Annotated in this window: 27 protein-coding genes, 2 tRNA genes and 1 other RNA gene; 24 read left to right on the plus strand and 6 right to left on the minus strand. The window is 69.0% G+C overall.

The genetic code is table 11. From position 1 onward, the window contains the following. The first annotated feature begins 32 nt into the window (after nucleotides 1-32). The 3 genes from ACWDUD_RS22555 to ACWDUD_RS22565 are packed head-to-tail and all read left to right on the plus strand — an operon-like array spanning nucleotide 33 to nucleotide 2563. The gene (locus ACWDUD_RS22555; protein ID WP_450110735.1) at nucleotides 33-1247 is read left to right on the plus strand and encodes a winged helix-turn-helix domain-containing protein; all 1215 of its coding nucleotides are present in this window, start codon (nucleotides 33-35) and stop codon (nucleotides 1245-1247) included. A gap of 47 nt (nucleotides 1248-1294) precedes the next feature. After that, nucleotides 1295-2110, plus strand: coding sequence for a TspO/MBR family protein (locus ACWDUD_RS22560; protein ID WP_450110749.1), 816 nt, complete (start codon nucleotides 1295-1297; stop codon nucleotides 2108-2110). A gap of 42 nt (nucleotides 2111-2152) precedes the next feature. Next, nucleotides 2153-2563 carry a hypothetical protein gene (locus ACWDUD_RS22565; protein WP_450110736.1) on the plus strand — a complete coding sequence of 137 codons (411 nt, stop codon included), beginning with the start codon at nucleotides 2153-2155 and terminating at the stop codon, nucleotides 2561-2563. Nucleotides 2564-2635: 72 nt separating this feature from the next. On the opposite strand, the gene ACWDUD_RS22570 is transcribed toward ACWDUD_RS22565, so the two are convergent. The 3 genes from ACWDUD_RS22570 to hisN form a co-directional block, all read right to left on the minus strand. Next, nucleotides 2636-3847 carry an acyl-CoA dehydrogenase family protein gene (locus tag ACWDUD_RS22570; protein WP_248673367.1) on the minus strand — a complete coding sequence of 404 codons (1212 nt, stop codon included), beginning with the start codon at nucleotides 3845-3847 and terminating at the stop codon, nucleotides 2636-2638. 29 nt (nucleotides 3848-3876) lie between these two features. After that, nucleotides 3877-5292 carry an acyl-CoA dehydrogenase family protein gene (locus ACWDUD_RS22575; protein WP_248673381.1) on the minus strand — a complete coding sequence of 472 codons (1416 nt, stop codon included), beginning with the start codon at nucleotides 5290-5292 and terminating at the stop codon, nucleotides 3877-3879. A gap of 101 nt (nucleotides 5293-5393) precedes the next feature. Then, entirely contained in the window at nucleotides 5394-6188 is a 795-nt protein-coding gene (hisN, locus tag ACWDUD_RS22580; protein WP_450110737.1) for a histidinol-phosphatase, read from the minus strand. Between the two features lie 32 nt (nucleotides 6189-6220). Here hisN and prfB point away from each other — a divergent pair, with 32 nt between their 5' ends. The 7 genes from prfB to ACWDUD_RS22615 all read left to right on the plus strand — a co-directional run bounded on the left by prfB (nucleotide 6221) and on the right by ACWDUD_RS22615 (nucleotide 11905). Continuing rightward, nucleotides 6221-7339 carry a peptide chain release factor 2 gene (gene prfB / locus ACWDUD_RS22585; RefSeq protein ID WP_248673365.1) on the plus strand — a complete coding sequence of 373 codons (1119 nt, stop codon included), beginning with the start codon at nucleotides 6221-6223 and terminating at the stop codon, nucleotides 7337-7339. An 87-nt stretch (nucleotides 7340-7426) separates the two neighbouring features. Continuing rightward, nucleotides 7427-8284: a mechanosensitive ion channel family protein gene (locus tag ACWDUD_RS22590; RefSeq protein ID WP_231611151.1), complete on the plus strand. Its 858-nt coding sequence runs from the start codon at nucleotides 7427-7429 to the stop codon at nucleotides 8282-8284. Next, nucleotides 8281-8823, plus strand: a complete 543-nt coding sequence (locus tag ACWDUD_RS22595) for a hypothetical protein (RefSeq protein ID WP_450110738.1) — start codon at nucleotides 8281-8283, stop codon at nucleotides 8821-8823. The genes ACWDUD_RS22590 and ACWDUD_RS22595 overlap by 4 nt, the downstream gene beginning before the upstream one ends. 35 nt (nucleotides 8824-8858) lie before the next feature. Then, the gene (ftsE, locus tag ACWDUD_RS22600; protein WP_450110739.1) at nucleotides 8859-9548 is read left to right on the plus strand and encodes a cell division ATP-binding protein FtsE; all 690 of its coding nucleotides are present in this window, start codon (nucleotides 8859-8861) and stop codon (nucleotides 9546-9548) included. A 54-nt stretch (nucleotides 9549-9602) separates the two neighbouring features. After that, nucleotides 9603-10508: a permease-like cell division protein FtsX gene (ftsX, locus tag ACWDUD_RS22605; protein WP_197254343.1), complete on the plus strand. Its 906-nt coding sequence runs from the start codon at nucleotides 9603-9605 to the stop codon at nucleotides 10506-10508. A 69-nt stretch (nucleotides 10509-10577) separates the two neighbouring features. Continuing rightward, the gene (gene smpB / locus ACWDUD_RS22610; protein ID WP_450110740.1) at nucleotides 10578-11054 is read left to right on the plus strand and encodes an SsrA-binding protein SmpB; all 477 of its coding nucleotides are present in this window, start codon (nucleotides 10578-10580) and stop codon (nucleotides 11052-11054) included. Between the two features lie 8 nt (nucleotides 11055-11062). Beyond that, the gene (locus ACWDUD_RS22615) at nucleotides 11063-11905 is read left to right on the plus strand and encodes an EamA family transporter (RefSeq protein ID WP_450110750.1); all 843 of its coding nucleotides are present in this window, start codon (nucleotides 11063-11065) and stop codon (nucleotides 11903-11905) included. 13 nt (nucleotides 11906-11918) lie between these two features. On the opposite strand, the gene ACWDUD_RS22620 is transcribed toward ACWDUD_RS22615, so the two are convergent. Then, nucleotides 11919-12503, minus strand: coding sequence for a helix-turn-helix domain-containing protein (locus ACWDUD_RS22620; RefSeq protein ID WP_197254345.1), 585 nt, complete (start codon nucleotides 12501-12503; stop codon nucleotides 11919-11921). Nucleotides 12504-12579: 76 nt separating this feature from the next. Between ACWDUD_RS22620 and ACWDUD_RS22625 the strand changes: the two genes are divergently transcribed. Together ACWDUD_RS22625 and ssrA are read left to right on the plus strand one after the other, a co-directional pair. Further along, nucleotides 12580-13515, plus strand: coding sequence for an NAD(P)/FAD-dependent oxidoreductase (locus ACWDUD_RS22625; RefSeq protein WP_450110741.1), 936 nt, complete (start codon nucleotides 12580-12582; stop codon nucleotides 13513-13515). A gap of 109 nt (nucleotides 13516-13624) precedes the next feature. Further along, nucleotides 13625-13996: a transfer-messenger RNA gene (ssrA, locus tag ACWDUD_RS22630) on the plus strand. Nucleotides 13997-14063: 67 nt separating this feature from the next. Here ssrA and ACWDUD_RS22635 read toward each other — a convergent pair. Then, entirely contained in the window at nucleotides 14064-14438 is a 375-nt protein-coding gene (locus ACWDUD_RS22635; protein WP_450110742.1) for a hypothetical protein, read from the minus strand. Between the two features lie 192 nt (nucleotides 14439-14630). Next, a complete protein-coding gene (locus ACWDUD_RS22640) occupies nucleotides 14631-14759 on the minus strand; it encodes a hypothetical protein (RefSeq protein ID WP_269437665.1) in 129 nt (42 codons plus the stop codon). A 92-nt stretch (nucleotides 14760-14851) separates the two neighbouring features. Here ACWDUD_RS22640 and ACWDUD_RS22645 point away from each other — a divergent pair, with 92 nt between their 5' ends. The 12 genes from ACWDUD_RS22645 to ACWDUD_RS22700 form a co-directional block, all read left to right on the plus strand. Next, entirely contained in the window at nucleotides 14852-15535 is a 684-nt protein-coding gene (locus tag ACWDUD_RS22645) for a TetR/AcrR family transcriptional regulator (RefSeq protein WP_231611143.1), read from the plus strand. A gap of 41 nt (nucleotides 15536-15576) precedes the next feature. After that, nucleotides 15577-16290 (plus strand): hemerythrin domain-containing protein, encoded by a 714-nt coding sequence (locus tag ACWDUD_RS22650; protein WP_197254348.1) that lies wholly within the window; start codon nucleotides 15577-15579, stop codon nucleotides 16288-16290. Nucleotides 16291-16354: 64 nt separating this feature from the next. Further along, the gene (locus tag ACWDUD_RS22655; RefSeq protein ID WP_450110743.1) at nucleotides 16355-16807 is read left to right on the plus strand and encodes an SRPBCC family protein; all 453 of its coding nucleotides are present in this window, start codon (nucleotides 16355-16357) and stop codon (nucleotides 16805-16807) included. A gap of 28 nt (nucleotides 16808-16835) precedes the next feature. Then, nucleotides 16836-17204, plus strand: coding sequence for a fluoride efflux transporter FluC (locus ACWDUD_RS22660; protein ID WP_450110744.1), 369 nt, complete (start codon nucleotides 16836-16838; stop codon nucleotides 17202-17204). Further along, nucleotides 17201-17548 carry a fluoride efflux transporter CrcB gene (gene crcB / locus ACWDUD_RS22665; RefSeq protein ID WP_450110745.1) on the plus strand — a complete coding sequence of 116 codons (348 nt, stop codon included), beginning with the start codon at nucleotides 17201-17203 and terminating at the stop codon, nucleotides 17546-17548. The genes ACWDUD_RS22660 and crcB overlap by 4 nt, the downstream gene beginning before the upstream one ends. A 103-nt stretch (nucleotides 17549-17651) precedes the next feature. Then, nucleotides 17652-19280, plus strand: a complete 1629-nt coding sequence (gene pgm / locus ACWDUD_RS22670) for a phosphoglucomutase (alpha-D-glucose-1,6-bisphosphate-dependent) (protein WP_450110746.1) — start codon at nucleotides 17652-17654, stop codon at nucleotides 19278-19280. A 71-nt stretch (nucleotides 19281-19351) separates the two neighbouring features. Continuing rightward, nucleotides 19352-20575, plus strand: a complete 1224-nt coding sequence (locus ACWDUD_RS22675) for an MFS transporter (RefSeq protein ID WP_197254364.1) — start codon at nucleotides 19352-19354, stop codon at nucleotides 20573-20575. A gap of 25 nt (nucleotides 20576-20600) precedes the next feature. Further along, nucleotides 20601-21086, plus strand: coding sequence for a MauE/DoxX family redox-associated membrane protein (locus ACWDUD_RS22680; RefSeq protein ID WP_197254365.1), 486 nt, complete (start codon nucleotides 20601-20603; stop codon nucleotides 21084-21086). A 40-nt stretch (nucleotides 21087-21126) separates the two neighbouring features. Next, on the plus strand, nucleotides 21127-21873 hold the full coding sequence (locus tag ACWDUD_RS22685; protein ID WP_197254367.1) for a DsbA family protein: 747 nt from the start codon (nucleotides 21127-21129) through the stop codon (nucleotides 21871-21873). Between the two features lie 136 nt (nucleotides 21874-22009). Beyond that, nucleotides 22010-22082, plus strand: a tRNA-Ala gene (locus ACWDUD_RS22690). A 91-nt stretch (nucleotides 22083-22173) separates the two neighbouring features. Further along, a tRNA-Ala gene (locus ACWDUD_RS22695) sits at nucleotides 22174-22246 on the plus strand. Between the two features lie 100 nt (nucleotides 22247-22346). Beyond that, a partial coding sequence (locus ACWDUD_RS22700) for a DUF222 domain-containing protein (protein ID WP_450110747.1) occupies nucleotides 22347-23200 on the plus strand: 854 nt, incomplete at its 3' end.

Consider the following 23200-nt stretch of genomic DNA (forward strand, 5'->3'; position numbering starts at 1 on the left):
CCGATGTCGGGGGTCGATGACAGGGTGGAGGTGTGCTCGAGTTGACCGCCGACGCGGCCCGACGCGTCGTCCTCGCCGCCCAGGGTTTCGCGGACCGCCGCCCCGCCGGCCGCGCCACACGCCGCCACGTGCTGCGCGCCGTTCAGCGCACGTCGCTGCTTCAACTCGACTCGGTGTCGGTCGCCGTCCGCGCGCACTACATGCCGGTGTTCAGCCGGATCGGTGGTTACGACCGCGAACTCCTCGACGCCGCCGCCTGGCAGAACACGAGCCGGTCACCGCGTGCCCTCGTCGAATACTGGACGCACGAGGCCGCGCTGATCCCCGTCGAGGACTGGCCGCTGATGCGGTGGCGCATGAACCGCTACTCCCACGGCCGCTGGGCCGGGGAACGACGTGTGGTGGAGCAGAATCCCATGCTGGGCAGGGATGTGCTCGACGTCGTCAGGGAGGTCGGTGCTGCCACCGCCGGGGACATCGAACGGCACCTGCGGATCACGCCGCAGGGCCGCGGCGGGCCGTGGTGGGGACGCACCGAGACGAAGGTGATCTGCGAACAGCTCTTCGCCTCCGGCGCGTTGTCGGTCGACCGGCGGGTCGGCTTCACCCGGCACTACGACTTGGCCGAACGTGTGCTCCCGGACGACGTGATCGGCGTGGAGATCGACGAGCGCGACGCGATCCGCGAGCTCGTTCGTCGTGCGGCACGGTCGCTGGGGGTGGCCACCGCCGCGGATCTGCGCGACTACTACCGGCTCTCGGCCGAGCAGACGGCGGCGGCCGCGGCCGATCTCGTCGACGAGGGCGCGCTCGTACCCGTGACCGTGCGCGGCTGGTCCGATTCTGCCTACCTGGATGCCGCCGCCCGGATCCCGCGACGCGCGCACGGCACGGCGCTGCTCTGCCCGTTCGATCCGCTCGTCTTCTGCCGGCCGCGCACCGAGCGGCTCTTCGGCTTCCGGTACCGCATCGAGATCTACACGCCCGCCCACAAACGCGTGCACGGCTACTACGTCTTCCCGTTCCTGCAGAACGGTGACCTGGTGGGGCGGGTCGACCTCAAAGCAGACCGCGGAGCCGACGCCCTGCGCGTGCCGGGCGCGTTCGTCGAACCGGGTCGCGACGCCGGGGAGGTCGCCGAATCCCTCGCCGTCGAGCTGCGGGAGATGGCGACCTGGCTGGGACTGTCCGATGTCGTGGTCGGGGACCGCGGCGACCTGGTCGCCGAGCTGGCGGCGCGCCTCTGACCCCCGTTCGGGGTTTCGTGAACGGCCAGGACGGGCATCTGCATCGCATGACGCCCCACGTCGGCACGACTTCGCCCACCGACTCGATCCGCACGACGGTTGTCGCCCTGAGTGCGGTCGTCGCGGTGCTCTGTTCGTTCCTCGGCTCGGGAGCGGTTGCCGGAACCCCGATCTCGGAGGCGGCGGGAGGAGCATTGTCGGCCGATGCGACGGCCGTCGCGCCCGGCGGCGCCGCCTTCTCGATCTGGACGCTCATCTACGTCGGGTTGATCGCGCTCGCGGTGTGGCAGGCGCTGCCGCAGCAGCGCGCGAATCCGCGTCAGCGACAGTCAGGGTGGTGGATCGCCGCGTCGATGCTGCTCAATGCCGCATGGATCCTGGCCGTCCAGTTCGATCTGATCCGGCTCAGCGTCGTGGTCATCGCGGCGCTGCTCGGGGTTCTGGCCAGGGTTTTCGTGTTGCTCACGGCAACCCGGCCGGAGTCCCGGCTCGAGGCCGTGGTGGTCGACGGCACCATGTTCGTGTATCTGGGCTGGGTGGCGGTCGCGACGGTGGCGAACATCGCCGCCGCGCTGCAGGCCGATCGCCTCGACCCGCTGGGTCTGGGAGCGGACACATGGGCGGTGGTCGTCCTCGCCCTGGTGGCCGTCGTGTCGGTGTTCCTGGCCGTTGTCGGACGCGGCCGGCTCGCGGTCACGGCCGCGATCGTCTGGGGACTGTTGTGGATCGCGCTGGCCCGCATCGACTCCGACGGCTGGCAGTCCACACCCGCCGCGGCGGCCGCGGCCGTTGCCGCGGTCGTAGCGGCGGTGTCGGCTGTCGTCGTCCGCACCGCCACGTCGAGGCCGGAACCGCGATTCTGATCACGGCGGCATCTTTCGCTCCACCGCAGGTAGGTTCGTCGCATGCCCGAACAGCCCGACGAGAATCGACCGCACCCTCCCTACGGCTGGAGTCTTCCGCGCTCCGACCCCGACGACTGGGATCGAGTGCGTGCCAACCTCGTTCCGGGGCAGCGATTGTCCGGAACCGTCGCACTGATCCCACGGCCGGGCGCGATCGGCATCTTCGTAGACCTCGGTCTTCCCGTCGGCGGATTCGTCGACGTTCTGCTGCTTCCCGGCGACACCGGCAGCTGGCCCGCCGAGGGGACCGTCACGGACTTCCTCGTGTGGTGGATGGACCCGGAGAGGCCTCAGATACGCCTCGTCCCCGCCGAATCCCGCTTCCGTCGTGAGGACTTCGACACCTGGTGCCTCACCCACGCTCCCACCGGCGATCCGCGGGTTCTCGAATCCTTCAGGTTCGACTCGTGAGCCACCCGAGGTCGGACGAAACCGGTCCGGGCCGCCGCGGCGCCCCGGACCGGTTTCTCGCGTTCGACCCGCTTACTTGAGTTCGGAGGACGACTTGCCGAGCAGACGTCGCGCGACGATGAGCTGCTGGATCTGCTGGGTGCCTTCGAAGATGTCGAGAATCTTCGAGTCGCGTGCCCACTTCTCGAGCAGCGGCCGCTCCGAGTAGCCGTAGGTGCCGGCGAGTTCGACGGCCTTGAGCGACACCGCGGTCCCGGTGCGTCCGGCCTTCGCCTTCGAGATGGACGCCTCGAGCGAGTTCGGCTTCTTGTTGTCGGCCATCCACGTGGCGCGCAGCGCGAGCAGGTAGGACGCTTCCCAATCCGCCTCGAGCGCCAGGAATTCGGCGGCCGCGGCGTGCTGGTTGTTCGCCGGGATGTCGTAGGACACCTCGATCCCGGCCTCGGACAGGATCGCGCGCAGTTCCTCGAGCACGGCCCGTCCCAGGCCGATCGCCATACCGGCCACGATCGGCCGGGTGTTGTCGAAGGTCTGCATGACGCCCGCGAAGCCTTGTTCGACGTTCACCTCGGGGGAACCGAGGATGTTGTCCTTGGGGATTCGGCAGTCCTGCAGAACCAGGACCGCGGTGTCGGATGCCCGGATGCCGAGCTTGTGCTCGAGCCGGGCGACGCTCAGTCCCGGTGCGTCGCGCGGCACCACGAACGACTTGATCGCCGCGCGACCCTTGGATCGGTCCACGCTGGCCCAGACGACGACGTGCGTCGAACGCTCACCGGCGGTGACGAAGATCTTCTCGCCGTTGAGGACCCACTCGTCGCCGTCGAGCACGGCGGTGGTGGTCACGGCCGCCGAGTCGGAGCCGAAACTCGGTTCGGTGATCGCCATCGAGGCCCACACCTTGCCGAACCGTTCGAGCTGTTCGTCGGTGGCGACCGCGGCGATCGCCGAGTTGCCCAGGCCCTGGTAGGGGATGGACAAGGTCAGTCCGACATCGCCCCAGCAGGTTTCGATGACGTTGAGCAGTCCGGCCATGTTGCCGCCGTTGGCGTTGCCGCCCTTGGCGTCCTGCTTCTTCGCGTCGCGCCCGAGGGCGGCGCCGGCCGCGCCCTGCCCGGAGTCGTTGAGCCCCTCGACCATCGCGGCCATCGTGTCGAGCTCGACCGGGTAGACGTGCTCGGCGAGGTCGTACTTGCGGGAGACCGGGCGGAAGATCTGCGCGGCGACCTGATGAGCCTGATTCGCAGAGGCCTTGAGCTTCTTCGGAAGTTCGAGATTGATCATCTACAGATTCCTTGTTCGGGTCGGACCGCTCAGATGAGGACGATGCCCTCGGCGACGCCGACGGCACGCAGGTCGCGGTACCAGCGCTCGACGGGATGTTCCTTGGTGAAACCGTGGCCGCCGAGCAACTGCACGCCGTCGAGGCCGATCTGCATGCCCTTGTCGGTCGCGAGCTTGCGGGCCAGCGCGGCCTCGCGGGCGAACGACAGGCCCTGTTCCGCGCGGGAGGCGCCGCGCAGGGTGACGAGGCGGATGCCGTCGAGCTCGATCTTGATGTTGGCGACCATGAAGGCCACCGCCTGACGGTGGCTGATCGGCTCACCGAACGCCTGGCGCTCGTTGACGTAGGGGATCACGTAGTCGAGCACGGCCTGGCCGGTGCCCATTGCGAGCGAGGCCCAGCCCAGACGGGCCAGACGCACGGCGTCGGCGTACTGCTCGGCACGCAGGTCCGCGGCGGCGGTGTCGAGCGAATCGGTTCCGTCCGAGCCGAGCAACGCCGACTGCGGTACCGCGACGTCGTTCAGGTGCAGCCGGCCGAGGCCGGCGGCGCGCAGGCCCATGCTGGGATCGGCCTCGACGACGACGCCCTTGCTCTTGGCCTCGACGATGAACAGGGCCGGGCGGCCGTCGAGTTCGGCGGCGACGACGAAGAGCTCGGCGCTGCCCGCGGCCGGGACGAACGACTTGACGCCGTTGAGGCGGTAGCCGCTGGGGGAGCGCACGGCCTTGGTCTGCAGGGCGAACGGATCGAACAGGGCGCGCGGCTCGGCGATCACGACCGAGGCCTGCGGCACGTCGTCGCTCGCGAAGGCGGGCAGGTACGTCTTCTGCTGCTCGTCGCTGCCCCACTGGGTGAGCGCGACGGCGACGCCGCTGGGCGCCAGGATCGGCAGCGCCAGGCCCATGTCGCCGTGCGCGAGTGCTTCGGCGACGAGTGCGTTTGTGACGGTGCCGCGCTCGGTGGCGGCGCCGTCGAACGCCTCGGGGACGTTGACGAGGGTGATGCCGAGCTCGGCGGCGCGGGCCAGCAGGTCGGCGGGCGCCGCTGCGGCCTCGTCGGCGTCGTGGGCCGCGGGCCGGAGGATCTCGGCCGCGAATTCCTGGACGGTCTCGACGATCATCTGCTGATCGTCGGTTGGGGTCAGATCGAAGAAGTCGCTTCTCTTCGGTGCGTCGAGGCGCTGCGGCGCACCGCCGCCGGAGACCTTCTTGAACGCGCGGGTGGCGGCACCGAGCGTCTTGAAGCCGGTCTTGGTGGACTGGTACGTGGCCCGGTCGATGGTCTGACGGAAGTTGTAGCGATCCGCCAGCTCCGAACCGGTGATTCGCGTGAGCACGCGCATCGCGGCGCCCATGACGTCCCGCTTCACCGGGTTCAGGCCGACCGCAGACGTATCGCGTCGGGGGGTCCGGGCCACACTGTCTTGCTTGCTCATGATCACCAGAAGTCTCTCGAGGGGATCGGACCCCACCAACCTTACTCTGGAGTAAGAAGAGTGTCTACTACGGAGTAAGAAGCTTCCGGCGACCGCGCCGACGCAGGTCAGTGAGCCGGACGCAACCTCGCGAGCACGTCGTCGTGCAGGGCCGAATTGGTCGCGACGGCGCTGCCGCCGTGCGGGCCGTCCACGCCCTCGACGTTGGTGAACCGGCCCCCGGCCTCGCGGATCAGCACATCGAGCGCGGCCAGGTCCCACAGCGAGACCTCCGGCTCGAGCGCGATGTCCAGGGCGCCCTCCGCGAGCAGGCAGTAGGAGAAGAAGTCGCCGTACGCGCGGACCCGCCACACCTCGTCGGTCAGGGCGATGAACTCGTCGCGCAGGCCGCGGTCGCGCCAGCCCGACAGGCTCGAGAAACTCAGCGACGCCGACTCCGTGCGGGTCACCTCCGACACCGCGATCCGGCGCGGCGCCCCGCCCTCGAAGGACGTCCACGCGCCCTGCCCCGCGACCGCCCACCACCGGCGGTTCAGGGCCGGGGCGCTGACCACTCCGACCACCGGCACGCCGTCGTCGAGCAGCGCGATCAGGCTGGCCCACACCGGCACCCCGCGCACGAAGTTCTTGGTTCCGTCGATCGGGTCCACCACCCACTGGCGGCCGGAGAACACCGCATCGCCGCCGAACTCCTCGCCGAGCACCGCGTCCGCCGGCCGCTCGGCACCCAGCACGTCGCGGACCAGTCGCTCCACCGCGAGATCCGCGTCCGACACCGGGGTCAGGTCCGGCTTGTCGCTCACCTTGAGGTCCAGCGCACCGAAGCGGGCGCGGGTGACGGCGTCCGCCTCGTCGGCGATGCGCAGGGCGAGGTCCAGGTCGGCGGTGAAGTCGGTGGTCATGCCCAGAACGCTAGCCGGTAACCTTGGAAATCGTGCATCCCGATGTTTCCGCAGACCTGGCCGAGCTCGCGACCACCCTCGAGACCGTGGAAACGGTCCTCGACGTGGAGGAGCTGCGCCGTCGAATCGACGAACTCGAGCACCAGGCCGCCGACCCAGAGCTGTGGAACGACCAGGAGCACGCGCAGCAGGTCACCAGCCAGCTCTCGCACGCCCAGGGCGAACTGCGCCGTGTCGAGGAGCTGCGCTCGCGGCTCGACGACCTGCCGGTGCTCTACGAGCTCGCCGAGGGCGAGGAGGGCGACGACCGCGCGGCCGCGCTCGCCGACGCCGACGCCGAACGCGCGGCGCTGCGCGCCGACATCGAGGCGATGGAGGTGCGCACCCTGCTGTCCGGTGAGTACGACCAGCGCGACGCCCTGGTGAACATCCGGGCCGGTGCCGGTGGGGTCGACGCCGCCGACTGGGCCGAGATGCTCATGCGCATGTACATCCGCTGGGCCGACAAGCACGGTTACGGCGTCGAGGTCTACGACACGTCCTACGCGGAAGAAGCCGGCATCAAGTCGGCGACCTTCGCGATCAAGGCGCCCTACACGTACGGCACGCTGTCCGTCGAAATGGGCACCCACCGCCTCGTGCGCATCAGCCCCTTCGACAACCAGGGACGTCGCCAGACCTCCTTCGCCGAGGTCGAGGTCCTGCCGGTCGTCGAGACGACCGACCACATCGACATCGACGAGAACGACGTGCGCGTCGACGTGTACCGGTCGTCCGGTCCCGGTGGCCAGTCCGTCAACACCACCGACTCCGCGGTGCGCCTGACCCACATTCCCACCGGCATCGTCGTGACCTGCCAGAACGAGAAGTCGCAGCTGCAGAACAAGGTCTCGGCCATGCGCGTGCTGCAGGCCAAGCTCCTCGAACGCAAGCGTCAGGAGGAGCGCGCCGAGATGGACGCACTCAAGGGCGACGGCGGCAGCTCGTGGGGCAACCAGATGCGCTCGTACGTGCTGCACCCGTACCAGATGGTCAAGGACCTGCGCACCGAGTACGAGGTCAACAATCCGTCGGCGGTGCTCGACGGTGAGATCGACGGATTCCTCGAAGAGGGCATCCGCTGGCGCATGCGCGAGAACCAGAACCAGTAACCGCCCGACCCGGTAATCGCTCGACCCGACACTTCACAGACCCAGGGAGGTCTCCCTCTGTTTCCCGGTAGAACGCTGCTCGACTGGCTGACCACCAACGGTCTGCTGATCGCCCTGACGGTGCTCGGCGCCGTCATCATCGCCCGGTTCGTGAGCTGGGTCGGGAACCGGATCACCCGGAACATCGACGAGAAGTACCAGGAGTCGGACGACCTGGTGCGGTCGGAGGCGTCCAAGCACCGGCACTCGGTGGCCCAGGTCGTGCGGTGGGTGGTCATCACCTTCGTCTACATCGTGGCGACGCTGAAGGTGTTCGACTACCTGCAGCTGCCGATCGGCAGTCTCGTCGCGCCGGCGACCGTGCTCGGCGCGGCGCTCGGCTTCGGCGCGCAGCGCATCGTGCAGGACATCCTCGCGGGGTTCTTCATCATCACCGAACGCCAGTACGGCTTCGGCGACACCGTGCAGATCTCGGTCACCGGTTCCTCACAGGACGCGGTCGGCACCATCGAGAACGTCACGCTGCGGGTGACGCGGCTGCGCAACTCGGCCGGTGAGGTGATCATCGTGCCCAACGGCCAGATCAACAAGGCGATCAACCTGTCCAAGGACTGGGCGCGGGCGGTCATCGACGTGCCGGTGCCGGTCACTGCGGACATCTCCGAGGTCAACGAGATCCTGCACGACGTGGGTGTCGCCGCCTACAAGGACGGGAAGCTGCGGGAACTGCTGCTCGACGAACCCAGCGTGATGGGTGTCGAGAGCCTCGAGGTCGACCAGGTCAGCATCCGGGTCGTCGCGCGGACACTGCCCGGCAAGCAGTTCCAGGTGGGCCGCGCGCTGCGGGCACGCATCGCCGCCGCGCTGCGACGCAAGGGCATCACGGTGACACCGCAACTCGACACCGTGTCCGTCGTCAACCGGGCGGAGGAGGTGGACGCATGAGCGACGCGAACAAGACCGGAGATCGGGCGAAGCCGGGCACCCCCGCCGAAGAAGCGACCGGCAAGGTGACGACCACCGAGACCGCGGCCGGGAAGACGCGACCGCAGATCAAGATCCCGCCCAAGCTGTTCGGCGGCCGAATGCGCACCACGACCGTGGCGATGTGCGTGACCTGGCTCGGTCTGTGGATGCTGTATCTCTATCTCAACCAGGACGAGGAACCGGCGGTCCCGGCGCAGCCGGGTGCAGTCGTGATCTCGGAGACGCCGTACGTGCCGTTCGTGGCGCCCGCCGAGACGCCCGCGACGACCGCGGAGACCACCGTGCCGCAGTCCAGCACGCCGACGACCACCACGGACGCCCCCACCTCGGTACCGGCCGTCCCGGAGCCGTCGGTGACCACGACCGCGCCCACGACGACGGAGACGCCGCGGTTCCGTCTGCCCGAGATCCCCGGCATCCCCGGTCTCGAGGGCGGCGACAGCGGTAACACCACGACCGCGAACACCACCGAACCCACCGTCGCTCCAGGCCAGTAGGTCACCGTCCGGTAACAAACAGCTAGCATGGCGTCGTGATCCGCCTGGAGAATGTGTCCAAGTCGTACAAGACGTCCACCCGTCCCGCACTGGACAACGTCAGTGTCGAGATCGGCAAAGGCGAGTTCGTGTTCCTCATCGGACCGTCGGGCTCGGGCAAGTCGACGTTCCTGCGGCTGCTGCTGCGCGAGGAGACACCGACGTCCGGCGACGTCCACGTCGCGGACTTCCACGTCAACAAGCTCTCCGGGCGACGGGTGCCGAAGCTGCGGCAGTCCCTCGGCTGTGTGTTCCAGGACTTCCGGTTGCTGCAGCAGAAGACGGTCGCCGAGAACGTCGCGTTCGCCCTCGAGGTGATCGGCAAGCCCCGGGCGATCATCGAACGCACGGTGCCCGAGGTCCTCGACCTGGTGGGTCTCTCCGGCAAGGCGGACCGGCTGCCCGGCGAACTGTCCGGCGGCGAACAGCAGCGCGTCGCGATCGCCCGGGCGTTCGTGAACCGTCCGCTGGTGCTCATGGCCGACGAGCCGACCGGCAACCTGGACCCCGACACCAGCCAGGACATCATGATGCTGCTCGAACGGATCAACCGCACCGGCACCACGGTCCTGATGGCCACCCACGACCACCACATCGTCGACTCCATGCGCCGGCGCGTCGTCGAACTCGACCTCGGCCGGGTGGTCCGCGACGAAGCGCGCGGCGTCTACGGCGTCGGCCGCTAGCAGGCGCCGGCCCCCAGCTCTCGACCGCCCGGCAACCGAAGGACTTCCCACCCGATGCGAGCAAGCTTCCTGTTCAGCGAGGTCGTGACCGGCCTGCGCCGCAACCTCACCATGACCGTCGCGATGATCCTGACCACCGCGATCTCCCTCGGCCTGTTCGGTGCCGGTCTGCTCGTCGTGCAGATGGCCGACAAGACCCAGAGCATCTTCCTCGATCGGGTGGAGGTGCAGCTGTTCCTCACCGACGACGTCTCGACCCTCGACCCCGACTGCGAACAGGACATCTGCCGCACCCTGCGCAGCGACCTGGAGAACACGCCGTCGGTGGTGTCGGTGCAGTACCTCAACCGTGAGGACGCCGTCGCCGACGCGACCGAACGTGTCTTCAAGGACCAGCCGGAGCTGGCGGAGCTGGTCAGCGCGGAGAGCTTCCCGGCGTCGTTCAAGGTGAAGCTGTCGGACCCGGACCGGTTCGGCATCATCCAGGACGAGTTCGGGTACCGGCCCGGCGTGGAGAGCGTGCTCAATCAGAAGGACCTCGTCGAGCGGCTGTTCAGCGTGCTCTCCGGTGTCCGCAACGCGGCGTTCGCGATCGCGGTGGTGCAGGCGATCGCCGCGATCCTGCTCATCGCGAACATGGTGCAGATCGCGGCGTTCACCCGCCGCACCGAGGTCGGCATCATGCGCCTGGTCGGCGCCACCCGTTGGTACACCCAGCTGCCGTTCCTGCTCGAAGCGGTCGTCGCCGCGGTGATCGGCGCGGTGCTCGCGATCGCGGCGTTGTTCACCGCGAAGAGCGCCTTCGTCGACGATGTGCTCGCCGACGTGTACGACGCCAACATCGTCGCCCGCATCACCACCAGCGACGTGGTGCTCGTCTCGCCGATCCTCGTGATCGTCGGGGTCGGCATGGCCGCGATCACCGCGTACGTCACGCTGCGCCTGTACGTGCGTGAATAACCGGTTGCCGGAGGTTCCTATGCTGGACGGTGTTCTGTTCGATCGCTCGTGGACCGGAAGGGCCTGCACGTGAAGGAGAAGGGCCGGAAGGTCATCGCGACCAACCGCAAGGCACGCCACAACTACACCATCCTCGACACCTACGAGGCGGGCATCGCCCTCGTCGGTACCGAGGTCAAGAGCCTGCGCGAGGGCAAGGCCTCGCTCGTCGACGCGTTCGCGACCGTCGACGACGGTGAGGTCTGGCTGCGCGGACTGCACATCCCCGAGTACGGCCACGGCACATGGACCAACCATGCGCCGCGACGCACCCGCAAGCTGCTGCTGCACCGCCGTCAGATCGACGCGCTCGTCGGCAAGTCCCGGGAGGGCAACCAGACGCTGGTGCCGCTGTCGATGTACTTCTCCGACGGCAAGGTCAAGGTCGAACTGGCCCTGGCGAAGGGCAAGCAGGACTACGACAAGCGTCAGGACATCGCGCGTCGCACCGCCGAGCGGGAGGTCACGCGTGAGCTCGGCCGCCGCGTGAAGGGAATGCGCCGCTGACTGCGGTTCTGCTCGCTCTGGTCGCCGCGGTCGGCTACGGCGTGAGCGACTTCGTCGGGGGTGTCGCCTCCCGGCGCATCGCGGCGCTGCGGTTCGTCGTCGCGTCGTACCCGTTGTCGCTGCTGCTGGTGCTCGCGGTGGCCCCGCTGGTGGGTGGGGAGATCACCCTCTCGTCCCTGGTGTGGGGTGCGGTCGCCGGGGTGGCCGGCGGGGTGGCGATCTGGTGGTTCTACCAGGCGCTCGCCGAGGGACCGATGTCCGTGGTGTCTCCGGTGACCGCGCTGCTCGTGGCGGGCATACCCGTGCTCGTCGGGCTCGTGCTGGGGGAGCGGCCGGGCCCGCTCGCCTATGCCGGTATCGCCCTCGCGCTGCTCGCGGTGGTCCTGGTCAGCCGCGAATCCGACGAGGACGTCGGCGGCAGCGCGCACCCGCGGTTCACCGCTCGGGTGGCGTGGCTGACGTTCGTGTCCGGGCTCACCTTCGCCCTGATGTTCGTGGCGATGAATCAGGTCCCCGAGGGAACCTGGTTGTGGCCGCTGGCGATGGCGCGGCTGACGGCATCGGTGGTGGTGGGCGCAGTCGCGCTGGGCGCCGGGATGCTGCTGCGGCCACCACGGCAGCTGTGGCCGTTCATCGCCGGGGTGGCGGTGCTCGACGTCGTCGCCAATGCGGCGCTGATGTTCGCGTTCCAGCACGGCATGCTGTCGATGGTCAGCGTGATCGGCGCGCTCTACCCCGCGGCGACGGTGCTGCTGGCGACGACGGTTCTCGGCGAGCGCGTCGGCCCCGATCGACGGATCGGCATGGTGCTGGCGGTCGCTGCGGTCGCGATGATCACATTCGCGAGCTGAACGTCGCTGCGCACTAGCTTCGCGTGGAACCGGCACCGCGGCTGCTGGCCCGCAGGTGGATGCGTTCGCCCTGCTTACCGAACAGCGTGAGCAGTTCGACTGGGCGGTCGTCGGCCGGGCCCAGCCAATGCGGGATGCGAGTGTCGAACTCGGCCGCCTCCCCGGCCCTCATGGTGAGCTCGCGGTCGCCGAGGATCAGCCGCAGACGCCCCGAGAGCACGTAGAACCACTCGAAACCCTCGTGCGTGCGCGGCTCGGGTAGTGCGTCGTCGGGGGTGAGGATCATCTTGTAGGCCTGCAGATTGCCGGGCTGCCTCGTCAGGGGGATGACCGTCATCGAACCGACGGTGCGCGGCCGGGCCGTCACCCGCGGATCCCCGACCTCCGGTCCGACCAGCTCGTCGAGCGTGACCCGGTAGGCGATGGCGATGGGCAGCAGCAGGTCGAGCGTCGCCCGCCGGAGCCCCGACTCGAGCCGGGAGAGGGTGCTCACGGAGATGCCGGTGTCGTCCGACAGGTCCTGCAACGTGATGTCCCGGTCCTGGCGCAACGCCTTCAGGCGCGGTCCGATCGCGGCGAGGCGGGCGGTGAGATCCATGCGTCCAGCATGACCTCCCGTTGCCGATACGGCAAAGAACATTGCCGGATTCGTTGGCCGCTGGGAGTCTGGGTGGATGGAATTCGACGTGATCGTCCTCGGCGGCGGCGCCGCCGGTCTCAATGCCGCACTCGTCCTCGCACAGGCCCGCCGGTCGGTGCTGGTCCTCGACGACGGCACGCCGCGCAACGCGCCCGCCGCGCACCTGCACGGCTATCTCGGATTCGACGGCCGGTCGCCGGCGGAGTTGCTCGCGACGGGCCGCGACGAGGTCCGGCGCTACGGCGGCCGCATCGAACACGCCCGGGTGCGCGGCGTCCGAGCCGGTGACGACGGCTTCGTCGTCGACCACGACGGTGGCGCCGTCACCGCCCGGCGGCTGCTCGTCGCGACCGGACTCGCCGACGAACTGCCCGACATTCCCGGACTCGCGCAGCGGTGGGGCAGCACGGTCGTGCACTGTCCCTACTGCCACGGTTCGGAGGTGCAGGGCCGACCCGTCGCGGTCCTGGCGAACACCCCGGACATGGCGGCCCACCAGGGGCTCCTTCTGCGGCAGTGGTCCGACGACGTGACGCTGGTCCGCGGCTGGGACCGCACCGAGACCGATCTCACCGGCGAACAACTCGAACGGCTCGAGGCCCGCAGCGTCGTGGTCGTCGACGGCCCGGTGCTCTCGGTCGCCGGAGGCGCCGACGACATCGAGGTCACCCTGTCCGGCGGCCGGGTGCTCGAGCGGGCACGGTTGTTCGTGGGCGGGGCGCTCGTGTTCACCCCGCGGGACGCGGTGCTGCGGCAACTGGGGTGCGCGCGGACCGACACCCCGGCCGGCAGTTACGTGGCGGTCGACGCGCAGGGTGCCACCAGCGTTCCGGGTGTGCGGGCGGCCGGCAACGTCGTCGATCCGATGGCGAATCTGATCGTCAGCGCCGCGGCCGGAGCGAGCGTCGCCGCCGCGCTGAACATGGAGCTGGTCGAAGCCGACTGCCGGGAGGCGCTCCAACTGTTGTGAGGCGCGCGCTGCTGTGAGGCGCGTCATGTGAACGCACCGAAAAATGGGAATGACAGCACCCGAATCGGACGTTATAGTCGGTAGTCCTGCGAAGGTCGCAGGTACGTACGGGGCTGAACGGTTTCGACTGCGTACGTTCAACTAGGGGAAGCGTGTCGGTGCAGGCAAGAGACCACCGTAAGCGTCATTGCAACCAATTAAGCGCCGAGTCTACTCAGCGCGAGTACGCCCTCGCTGCCTGATCAGCGATCGCGTCTCTGTCAGCCCGGGTTTGCTCTCGACCCGGATACTGGCATCGACTAGGGAGCTCTACCGTTCGACTCGGTCACGGAGTCGGGCGGGACATCAAACAGTGACTGGGATCGTCATCTCGGCTTGTTCGCGAGACCGGGAGATCCAAGTAGAGGCTTAGCGAACTGCACACGGAGAAGCCCTGGTGAGGCGGCGGAGGACCCGGGTTCGATTCCCGGCAGCTCCACCAAACCCCAGGTGAGAGACCGAATACGGTCTCTCACCTGGGGTATTTTTTTCGTCCGGGGGAAGAGCGGTCAGCACTCACCCGTCGCGGCGGCCCGGACTGCTTCGCGGTAGTTCTCCCGCTGATCCTCGGGGAGGCTCTCGCCGTTCATCGTCGCCGTGAGGAACTGCTCGGCCGCGGTCTCGACGTTGTATCCGGGGGTCTGTCGCAGGGTCTCGAACATCGGGAGGAGCTCGGCGCACATCGCCTCGGCGGTCTTCGGTTCCGCGGCGTCGCCGTCGATCGTCACCACGTTGCTTGCCGTGCCGGTGGCATCGGCCGCTGGAGCCGAGCTCGTCGTCGAGGGGGTTGCGTCCGGCGTCGACGGTGCGGGATCCGGGTCGGAGGATCCGCAGGCGACGGCGAGAAGCAGCAGAGGGGCCAGGGCGAGTGCGCGAATTTTCACGCCCGGATCATGCCATTCGGTCCGTGACATACGAAAAAAGAAAAGTGGGAAACGGGCGTAACGCTCGATCCGTGGTTGTCGATTCAACTGTCGTGGTCGTGGAGACGCGCCCCCGACACGCTCGCCGCGGCCACTTTCGCGCCCCGCTTTTCCGACCCCTGTACCCGGAGAAGCGGGGTGCAACTTTTCGATTCAGGGAACGAGGAACACCAACAACAACAGGGTGACGACCACCCCGAGCCCGATCGCGAGGGTGGCTCCGCCGGCTGCACACTCTTCCGTGAACAGCGGGGTCTCGGAATCCCAATTCGCCTTGTCCATACATCCATGAAACGGGCCGGTCGGCCGGTTTCGCAGCGTTTTGGCACTGGAACAGCCTTGTATTGAATTCATGGCTGTTCCAGAATGGGTGCATGCCGAAGTCGGAATCGTCGGCACCCCCGGCCTCACCGCGACGGGCGTACAACTCGCCCCGCCGCCGCGCGAACGCGGCGGACACCCGGCAGGCCGTGCTCGACGCGGCGGCGGAGTTGTTCGCCACACGAGGCTGGTCCGCGACCGGCATGCGCGACATCGCACGCCGTGCCCGCGTGGCCGTCGAAACCGTCTATGCCACCGCAGGAACCAAGACCGACCTGTTGTTGCGGGTGATCGACGTGGCGGTGGCGGGGGACGACGAACCGATCCCGGTGGCCGAGCGCCCCGAGTTCCTGGCACTGGGCGTCGGCACTCTCGCGGAACGCGCGGGCGCCGCCGCCGACCTGCTGACAGCCCAGTACGGCAGGGTCGCCCCGCTCGAACGCACCTTCGCGCACGCTGCCGCCGCAGACGCCGATCTCGCCGCTCGGCAGCGCGCACTGCACGAACGTCGCCGCGTCAATTTCCGGCAGGCGGCCGCACTCGTTCTCGGCCGGGATCCCGAACCCGACCAGGTCGACGGTCTCTGGGCCGTCGGCAGCCCCGACGTCTACCTGCTCCTCGTCGAGAACTCCGGGTGGACGCCGCAGCGATACCGCGACTGGATTGCCGACGCGATCATCCGACTGCTCGGACCGGACCCGCGCACCGTCGTCGACGCTCCGGCGGATCCCGGTTGATCCTCCTCGAACACTGATCCTCCTCGAATACAGGAGAAGTCATGATCTCCGACCCCGCAGGCCCCGCCGACACCCGGATCATGGGCATCGTCCACTCCGCGCTCAGGCGCGACCTGCTCCGCACACGCACGGTCCTGGAAGCAGGACCCGTCCCAGACAACCGCCGCGGCCCGCTCGCGGACCACATCCTGTGGATGATGGACTTTCTGCGCCACCATCACGAAGGGGAGGACACCGCGCTCTATCCGCTCGTCGTCCGCCTCAACCCCGACGCCGCGGCCCTCGTCCACAGCATGGACGACGACCACCGCAGGATCGAGCCCGCAATTACCGAACTCGAATCGGCGGCATCACTTTTCACCTACCCCGACAGCGATTCGCAGGCGAGGCTGAGTGCCGCCCTGACAGCACTGACCGACGTGCTGCTGCCACACCTCGAACGGGAAGAACTCGACATGATGCCGGTCGTGTCGGAAACCCTCACCGACGCGCAATGGCGCACCTGGGACGAGGACGCCAACATCGCCCCCAAGAGCATGGTGACCCTGGGCAAGGAAGGGATCTGGCTCATCGACGGACTCGGAGCCGACGACCGCGACCACGTCGTCCACCTCGTGTCGGCGATCCCGCGGTTCTTCCTGCTCCACGTCCTCGGTATCGCGAATCGCCGCCACTTCGCCGCGATCTGGTCCGGAACCGACGCGGCGGCCGTCCCGTCCCAGCCGATCACCCGCACCCCGGGACGGCTGCCGTGAGCACGGCACGGATCCCGCCCGGCGGCAGTGTCGACACCGTGGTGGATGCGACCCCCGAACAAATTTGGGCGGTGCTCGCGACGTCACCCGCATCGGCGAGTGGAGCAGCGAATGCCGCGGCGCCGAGTGGCTGGACGGCGCAACGAGTCCGAGGCTCGGAGCGAAGTTCCGCGGCCGCAATCGGGTCGGCCCGATCCGCTGGACGCGCGTGTGCACGATCACCGAGGCCGCCGCGCCCCGCGTGCTCGCGTACCGGACCCGCGGCGCGATCTTCCGCGACTCGACGGCCTGGATCCTGCATCTCGAACCGGTCGGCGACCGGAGGACCCGCATCACGATGTCGTACCGGCTCCTGGTGATGCCGCGTGTGCTCGAGCTGATCGTCGTCAATCTGATTCCGCCGCACCGCGACCGCTCGGAAGACCTGGCCGCGGACCTGGTTCGGCTCGGGGAGGTCGCACGGTCGGGTGTGCGGCATCCCAGCAGCACCCACGCGCGGCGTCCCGGCGTGCGATAACCGGCCGGCGGGGTAACGTCCCTGACTTGTGCCCCTGTCCCCAAGTCCCCGAGCGGTCGCGGTGGTCGCGGCCGGGGGAGCACTCGGCGCGGTCGCGCGCTACGGCCTGTCCACGGCGTTCCCCGGCGTGTGGACGATCGCCGCGATCAACATCGTCGGCTCGCTGCTGCTCGGCATTCTCGCCGCGATGGTCGGCCCGGACCGGTTGCTGCGGTTGTTCCTCGGAATCGGTGTGCTCGGCGGCTTCACCACGTTCTCGACCTTCGCGGTCGACGCGGTCCGCAATCCGGCAATCACGGCCGCCTACGTGGCGAGCACGCTCACCGGAGCCCTGATCGCGGCGCGGTGCGGAATGGCCGTCGGCGAGCGGTTGCACCGGCGAAGGGCGGCACGGTGACCGTGTTGTTCGTCGCGCTGGGCGGCGGGGCCGGGGCCGTGGTCCGCTACCTGGCGGGACGGTACATCCGGTCGTACCGCAGTGTTCCGCTCGCGACGCTCGCGGTGAACGTGTTCGGGTGCGCCCTGCTCGGGGCGTTGGCCGGGGCCGCCGCACTGTCCCTGGATCTGTTCGCGCTGCTCGGTTCCGGCTTCTGCGGTGGCCTCACGACGTATTCGACGTTCGCGGTCGAAGCCGTCGGCCTCACCCGGATCCGGCGCCCGCTCACCGGCATCGGTTACGTCGTCGTCAGCGTCGTCGCCGGGCTTGCCGCGGCGTGGGGTGGGTACACCCTCACTGCCTGATCCGTGTTGTCGCGCGCGGCCGGTCGGCCCCGTGCAAGATGAGAGCGACCACGATGAGAGCGGCCGGGAACAGAGCGACACCGCCGTCGACGAGGAGGACCCCATGGTGCACGAACGAGCAGGACAACCGGCAGAACCCGGCGACCTCGAGGACCTCGCGCATCTGGTCACCGCCTATTACACCGTGCAGCCCGATCCGCAGGATCCGCTGCAGCAGGTCGTGTTCGGCACCTCCGGGCATCGGGGATCGAGCCTCGACGGCGCGTTCAACGAACAGCACATCCTCGCGACCACGCAGGCGATCGTCGAATATCGTGCCGCGCAAGGCATCACCGGGCCGTTGTTCCTCGGGCGCGACACCCACGCATTGTCCGAGCCGGCATGGACGACCGCGCTCGAGGTGCTCGTCGCGGGCGGCGTCGAGGTCGTCGTCGACGCCCGCGACCGCTACACCCCGACCCCCGCGGTGAGCCACGCGATCCTGCAGCACAACGCCGGCACCGGGCCGCGCGCCGACGGCATCGTCGTGACGCCCTCGCACAATCCGCCGCGCGACGGCGGCTTCAAGTACAACCCGCCGCACGGGGGTCCCGCCGACACCGACGCCACCTCCGTCATCGCGGCCCGCGCCAACGAGCTGCTCGCAGGGGGCATCGACGGGGTCCGCCGGGTGCCCGCCACGCGCGCCCTCGCGGCCGCGGGCCGGCACGACTTCCTCGCCGCGTACATCGACGACCTGCCGAACGTCGTCGATCTCGACGCGGTGCGCGAGGCCGGGGTGCGGATCGGCGCCGATCCGCTCGGCGGCGCGAGCGTCGACTACTGGGCCGCGATCGCCGAACGGCACCGCCTGGACCTGACGGTCGTCAACCCGCTCGTCGACGCGACCTGGCGGTTCATGACCCTGGACACGGACGGCAAGATCCGGATGGATTGCTCGTCGCCGAACGCGATGGCGTCGCTGATCGGTGCGCGCGCGAAGTTCGACGTCGCGACGGGCAACGACGCGGACGCCGACCGGCACGGCATCGTCACCCCCGACGGTGGCCTGCTCAACCCCAATCACTACCTCGCCGTCGCCATCGACTACCTCTACGGGCACCGGCCCGGGTGGCCGACCGACGCGAAGGTCGGCAAGACGCTGGTCAGTTCCTCGATGATCGACCGGGTCGCCGCCGGTCTGGGCCGCGACCTGCTCGAGGTGCCCGTCGGGTTCAAATGGTTCGTGCCGGGTCTGCTCGACGGCAGCCTCGGGTTCGGTGGGGAGGAGAGCGCCGGCGCGTCGTTCCTCCGCAAGGACGGCTCGGTGTGGACCACCGACAAGGACGGCATCCTGCTGGCGCTGCTGGCCTCCGAGATCATCGCGGTGACCGGGCAGACCCCGTCGCAGCGGTACGCGGATCTGGCGGCCCGCTACGGAAGCCCCGCGTACGCGCGCGTCGACGCCCCGGCGGACCGCGCCCAGAAGGCGGTGCTCGCGAAGCTGTCCGCGGACCAGGTCGGTGCCACCGAGCTGGCCGGGGAGCCGATCACAGCGACGTTGACCGAGGCGCCGGGCAACGGCGCCGCGATCGGCGGACTCAAGGTCACCACGGAGAACGCGTGGTTCGCGGCCCGGCCGTCCGGCACCGAGGACGTCTACAAGATCTATGCGGAATCGTTCCTCGGCGCCGACCATCTGAAGCAGGTGCAGGACGCCGCGCGCGAACTGGTGTCGAGCGTGCTCGGCTGACCCGTACGCCGGTCGTGCTCGACCGACCGGCCCCCCGGTCGTGTCGTGCGCGAAGCTAACATCGGCTCATCATGCGCACACGTGACGCGGCGCTGCCGCGGGAGATCTGGGTGCTGGTCAGCGCCAGCTTCGTCATCGCCCTCGGGTTCGGGCTCGTCGCCCCGGCACTGCCGCAGTTCGCCCGCAGCTTCGACGTCGGCATCACCGCCGCGACCGTCGTCGTCTCCGCGTTCGCCGCGATGCGGCTGGCGTTCGCGCCGGCCAGCGGTGCCCTCGTGCAGAAGCTGGGGGAGCGGCCCGTCTACATCACCGGCGTGCTCATCGTCGCGTTGTCCACCGGCGCGTGCGCGTTCGCGCAGAACTACTGGCAACTCCTGGTGTTCCGGGGGCTCGGCGGTATCGGTTCGACGATGTTCACCGTCTCCGCACTGGGCCTGATCATCCGGATCGCACCGCCGGATGCGCGCGGACGCGTCTCCGGTCTGTACGCGACGAGTTTCCTGCTCGGCAACATCGGCGGACCGCTGGTCGGCGGTGCCCTGGTCGGCTTCGGCCTGCGGGTCCCGTTCGTGATCTACGCGATCGCGTTGCTGGTGGCCGCTGCCGTGGTCGGTATCAGCCTGCGCGGATCCGCACTCGCCGAGCCGGCCGCAGCCGACGGTGCCCCGGCGCTGCGGCTGCGCGACGCACTGCGCGTGCCGATGTATCGCGCGGCGCTGGGATCGAACTTCGCCAACGGATGGGCCGTGTTCGGGGTGCGGGTCGCGATGATGCCGCTGTTCGTCGTCGAGGTCCTGCAGCGCGACGCGTCCCTCGCGGGCGTGGCGCTGACGGTGTTCGCGGTCGGCAACGCCCTCGTGCTCATGTCCTCCGGCCGCCTGTCCGACCGCTACGGGCGGCGGCCGTTCGTGCTGATCGGGCTGCTGGTGTGCGGCGCGGCCACGATCGGGATGGGACTGACCGACGACGTGCCGCTGTTCTTCGTCACCTCTCTCGTCGCCGGGATCGGATCCGGTCTGCTCGGCCCGCCGCAGCAGGCCGCCGTCGCCGACGTCGTGGGCAGCAAGGCGCGTGGCGGTCCGGTGCTGGCGGCGTTCCAGATGACCGCCGACGTCGGATCGGTGGTCGGGCCGGTCGTCGGTGGCCTGCTCGCGGAACGCCTGTCCTTCGAGGTCGCGTTCACGGTGACCGGCGCGATCCTGCTCGCCGCGGTACTGCCGTGGGCGCTGCTCGCGCGCACCGCACCGCCCGGTGTGGTCACCGAGCCGGTGGTGACCGACGACATACGCCGTTGAGCCCGCGCTCGGTACCCTCGACGAGGTGTGGATTCGCATCGTCAGCCTGATCGCCCGGCTCGGTCTGGCCGCCATCTGGTTGGTCTCCGGGTGGATCAAGTTCTCCGATCCCACCCAGACGATCGTCGCCGTCCGGGCCTACCAACTGCTGCCCGAGGACATCGTGCGCCCGGTCGCGGCCGGGCTGCCGATGCTCGAACTCGTGCTCGGCCTGCTGCTGCTGATCGGCCTGGCGGTACGTCCGGTCGCCGCGGTGAGCGCCGTCGTGCTCGTCACCCTGATCGCCGCGATCCTGTCGGCGTGGGCGCGGGGACTGTCCATCGACTGCGGTTGCTTCGGCGGCGGTGGCGCCGCGGACGTCGACAGCTGGGACTACGCCCGCGAAATCCTGCGTGACCTCGGGTTCCTTGCCCTATCGGCCTGGCTGATCGTGTTCCCGCGCAGCCCCGTGGCACTGGGACCGGGCTCACGCGCGTCCTCAGCTACCGCTCAGCCCGCGATGGCAGAGTGAGATCCCGTCAGCAATCCCCGAGCAGCGAAGGGCAGTAACCGTGAGCGCGAAGAAGGTCAAGCCGGTCAAGTATTCGCCGGAGCCGACGTCCAGCAAGTCCACCTTCATCCTCGGTGGTCTCGCCCTTCTCGTCATCGCCGCGCTCGTCATCGGCGGTGTGCTGTGGCAGTCCAACAGCGGTAAGGCCCGCAACGAGGGATACGGCGGTGTGCAGAACTCCGCGGTGCAGGTCACGGTCGCGGACAACGGTGTCGCCCTGCTCGGCCGGCCCGACGCGGCGACCACCATCGACCTGTTCGAAGACCCGATGTGCCCCTACTGCGGTGAGCTCGAGCACAAGCACGGTCAGGAACTGGCCCAGGCGATCGACGATGGCCGGGTCGCCGTGCGCTACCACATGCTCGCGTTCCTCGATCAGCTCTCCGCCAGCGGCGACTACTCGACCCGTGCAGTCGCGGCGCTGCAGTGCGTCGCGCAGAGCGGTGACGCCATCGCGTACTCGGCGTTCCATTCCGCGCTGATGTCCCCGGACAACCAGCCCGCCGAGCGCGGCGACAGCGACCACAGCAACGAAGATCTCGCGCAGATGGCACGTGACGCCGGCGTCTCCGACGAGGCGGCGCAGTGCATCGCCGACGGCACCCGGGTCGAGCAGGCCCGCGCCGACGCCGAGGCCGGCCGGCAGTTGCTCGCCACGACCGGTGCCGCCGGCACCCCCGCCGTCGTTCACAACGGTGTCGTGATCGACGCCCTCGGCAACGAGAACTGGGTCGCCGAACTCGGCTGACGACTCGCGGTGATGCCGGGAGACGATCCCGGCATCACCGCGCTGACCAGCCGATTTGTTGACGCCGAGCGCGATGGTGTAGCTTTCTTTCAGCGCGAGGGGCTCGCCCCCGGACGCGAAGCAAGGAACTGAATACGGGGCTATGGCGCAGCTGGTAGCGCACCACACTGGCAGTGTGGGGGTCAGGGGTTCGAGTCCCCTTAGCTCCACTTCCGACTACAGGCGAGAGTTCACACTCTCGCCTGTAGTCTTGAGAAGAGACAGTTTCACGGTGGACATGTTCACTGGACATTTTCACAAGGGGCTATGGCGCAGCTGGTAGCGCACCACACTGGCAGTGTGGGGGTCAGGGGTTCGAGTCCCCTTAGCTCCACAGTTCTCGCAACGAATCCCTCCGACATACGTCGGAGGGATTTTTTGTCGGGCCCCGTCGCTACACTTTCGAACATGCTTTCGAGCCAGGTGGGGGTGCGGTGGTCGAGGCGCGGCTGTCCGCGCTCGACGCCGCGGTCGACGGCCTGCTCGGCGACGATCTGTCGGGCCTGTCGAACGACGACATCGTCGAGGTCCTGCAACGCCTGGAGGTCACGCTGCGCAAGGCCTCCGCGGTCGGGCACCGACTGGTCGTCGAGGCCACCGAACGCATAATTCCCGGGCATCTCGGGTGCCGGTCGGTCAACGATCTCCTGGTCGGCGCGCTGCGGATCTCCGCCGCCGACGCGGCCCGGCGGGTCAAGGGCGCGAAGAAGGTCGGCACCTGGCGTTCCCTCGACGGCGAGGACATCGAACCGGAACTGCCGGCCACCGCGGCCGCTGTGAAGACCGGGACCATCGGATCCGACCATGTCGCCGCGGTCGCGAAGGTGATGCGGAAGGTGCCGCACGGGGTCGGATTCGACGAGATCACCGTCGCCGAAAAGATCCTCGCGGACGCGGCCTGCTCGGTCACGCCCGACGATCTCGTGAAACTCGGCGCGCATCTGCTCGCGTACCTGAATCCGGACGGGGACGTGCCGGACGAGAAGGAACGCAAGCGTCGGCGTGGTCTGCGGATCGGCAAGCAGGGCGTCGATCTCATGACCCCGATCTCCGGGCTCATCGATCCCGAGACCCGGGCGCTGCTCGAACCGGTCCTGGCGAAACTCGCCCGCCCCGGCATGAACAATCCGGACGACCCCGAATCACCTTCCGGTGATGTCGAATCCGAGACCCTCGACCGCGACGCGCTCGCCAAGGCCGCGGCCCGCGACACCCGCACCGCGGTGCAACGCAACCACGACGGACTGAAAGTCGCCCTGCGGCAGATCTTGTCGTCGGGTGTGCTCGG

The sequence above is a fragment of the Rhodococcus sp. NPDC003382 genome (assembly GCF_053589135.1).

What these genes read in the sequence shown, in the direction of transcription:
- ACWDUD_RS22560 (WP_450110749.1), top strand. Translation starts at nt 1,295, where the DNA reads ATGACGCCCCACGTCGGCACGACTTCGCCCACCGACTCGATCCGCACG.
- ACWDUD_RS22565 (WP_450110736.1), top strand. Translation starts at nt 2,153, where the DNA reads ATGCCCGAACAGCCCGACGAGAATCGACCGCACCCTCCCTACGGCTGG.
- ACWDUD_RS22570 (WP_248673367.1), bottom strand. Translation starts at nt 3,847, where the DNA reads ATGATCAATCTCGAACTTCCGAAGAAGCTCAAGGCCTCTGCGAATCAG.
- hisN (WP_450110737.1), bottom strand. Translation starts at nt 6,188, where the DNA reads ATGACCACCGACTTCACCGCCGACCTGGACCTCGCCCTGCGCATCGCC.
- ACWDUD_RS22595 (WP_450110738.1), top strand. Translation starts at nt 8,281, where the DNA reads ATGAGCGACGCGAACAAGACCGGAGATCGGGCGAAGCCGGGCACCCCC.
- ftsX (WP_197254343.1), top strand. Translation starts at nt 9,603, where the DNA reads ATGCGAGCAAGCTTCCTGTTCAGCGAGGTCGTGACCGGCCTGCGCCGC.
- ACWDUD_RS22620 (WP_197254345.1), bottom strand. Translation starts at nt 12,503, where the DNA reads ATGGATCTCACCGCCCGCCTCGCCGCGATCGGACCGCGCCTGAAGGCG.
- ACWDUD_RS22625 (WP_450110741.1), top strand. Translation starts at nt 12,580, where the DNA reads ATGGAATTCGACGTGATCGTCCTCGGCGGCGGCGCCGCCGGTCTCAAT.
- ACWDUD_RS22640 (WP_269437665.1), bottom strand. Translation starts at nt 14,759, where the DNA reads ATGGACAAGGCGAATTGGGATTCCGAGACCCCGCTGTTCACGGAAGAG.
- ACWDUD_RS22645 (WP_231611143.1), top strand. Translation starts at nt 14,852, where the DNA reads ATGCCGAAGTCGGAATCGTCGGCACCCCCGGCCTCACCGCGACGGGCG.
- ACWDUD_RS22650 (WP_197254348.1), top strand. Translation starts at nt 15,577, where the DNA reads ATGATCTCCGACCCCGCAGGCCCCGCCGACACCCGGATCATGGGCATC.
- pgm (WP_450110746.1), top strand. Translation starts at nt 17,652, where the DNA reads ATGGTGCACGAACGAGCAGGACAACCGGCAGAACCCGGCGACCTCGAG.
- ACWDUD_RS22675 (WP_197254364.1), top strand. Translation starts at nt 19,352, where the DNA reads ATGCGCACACGTGACGCGGCGCTGCCGCGGGAGATCTGGGTGCTGGTC.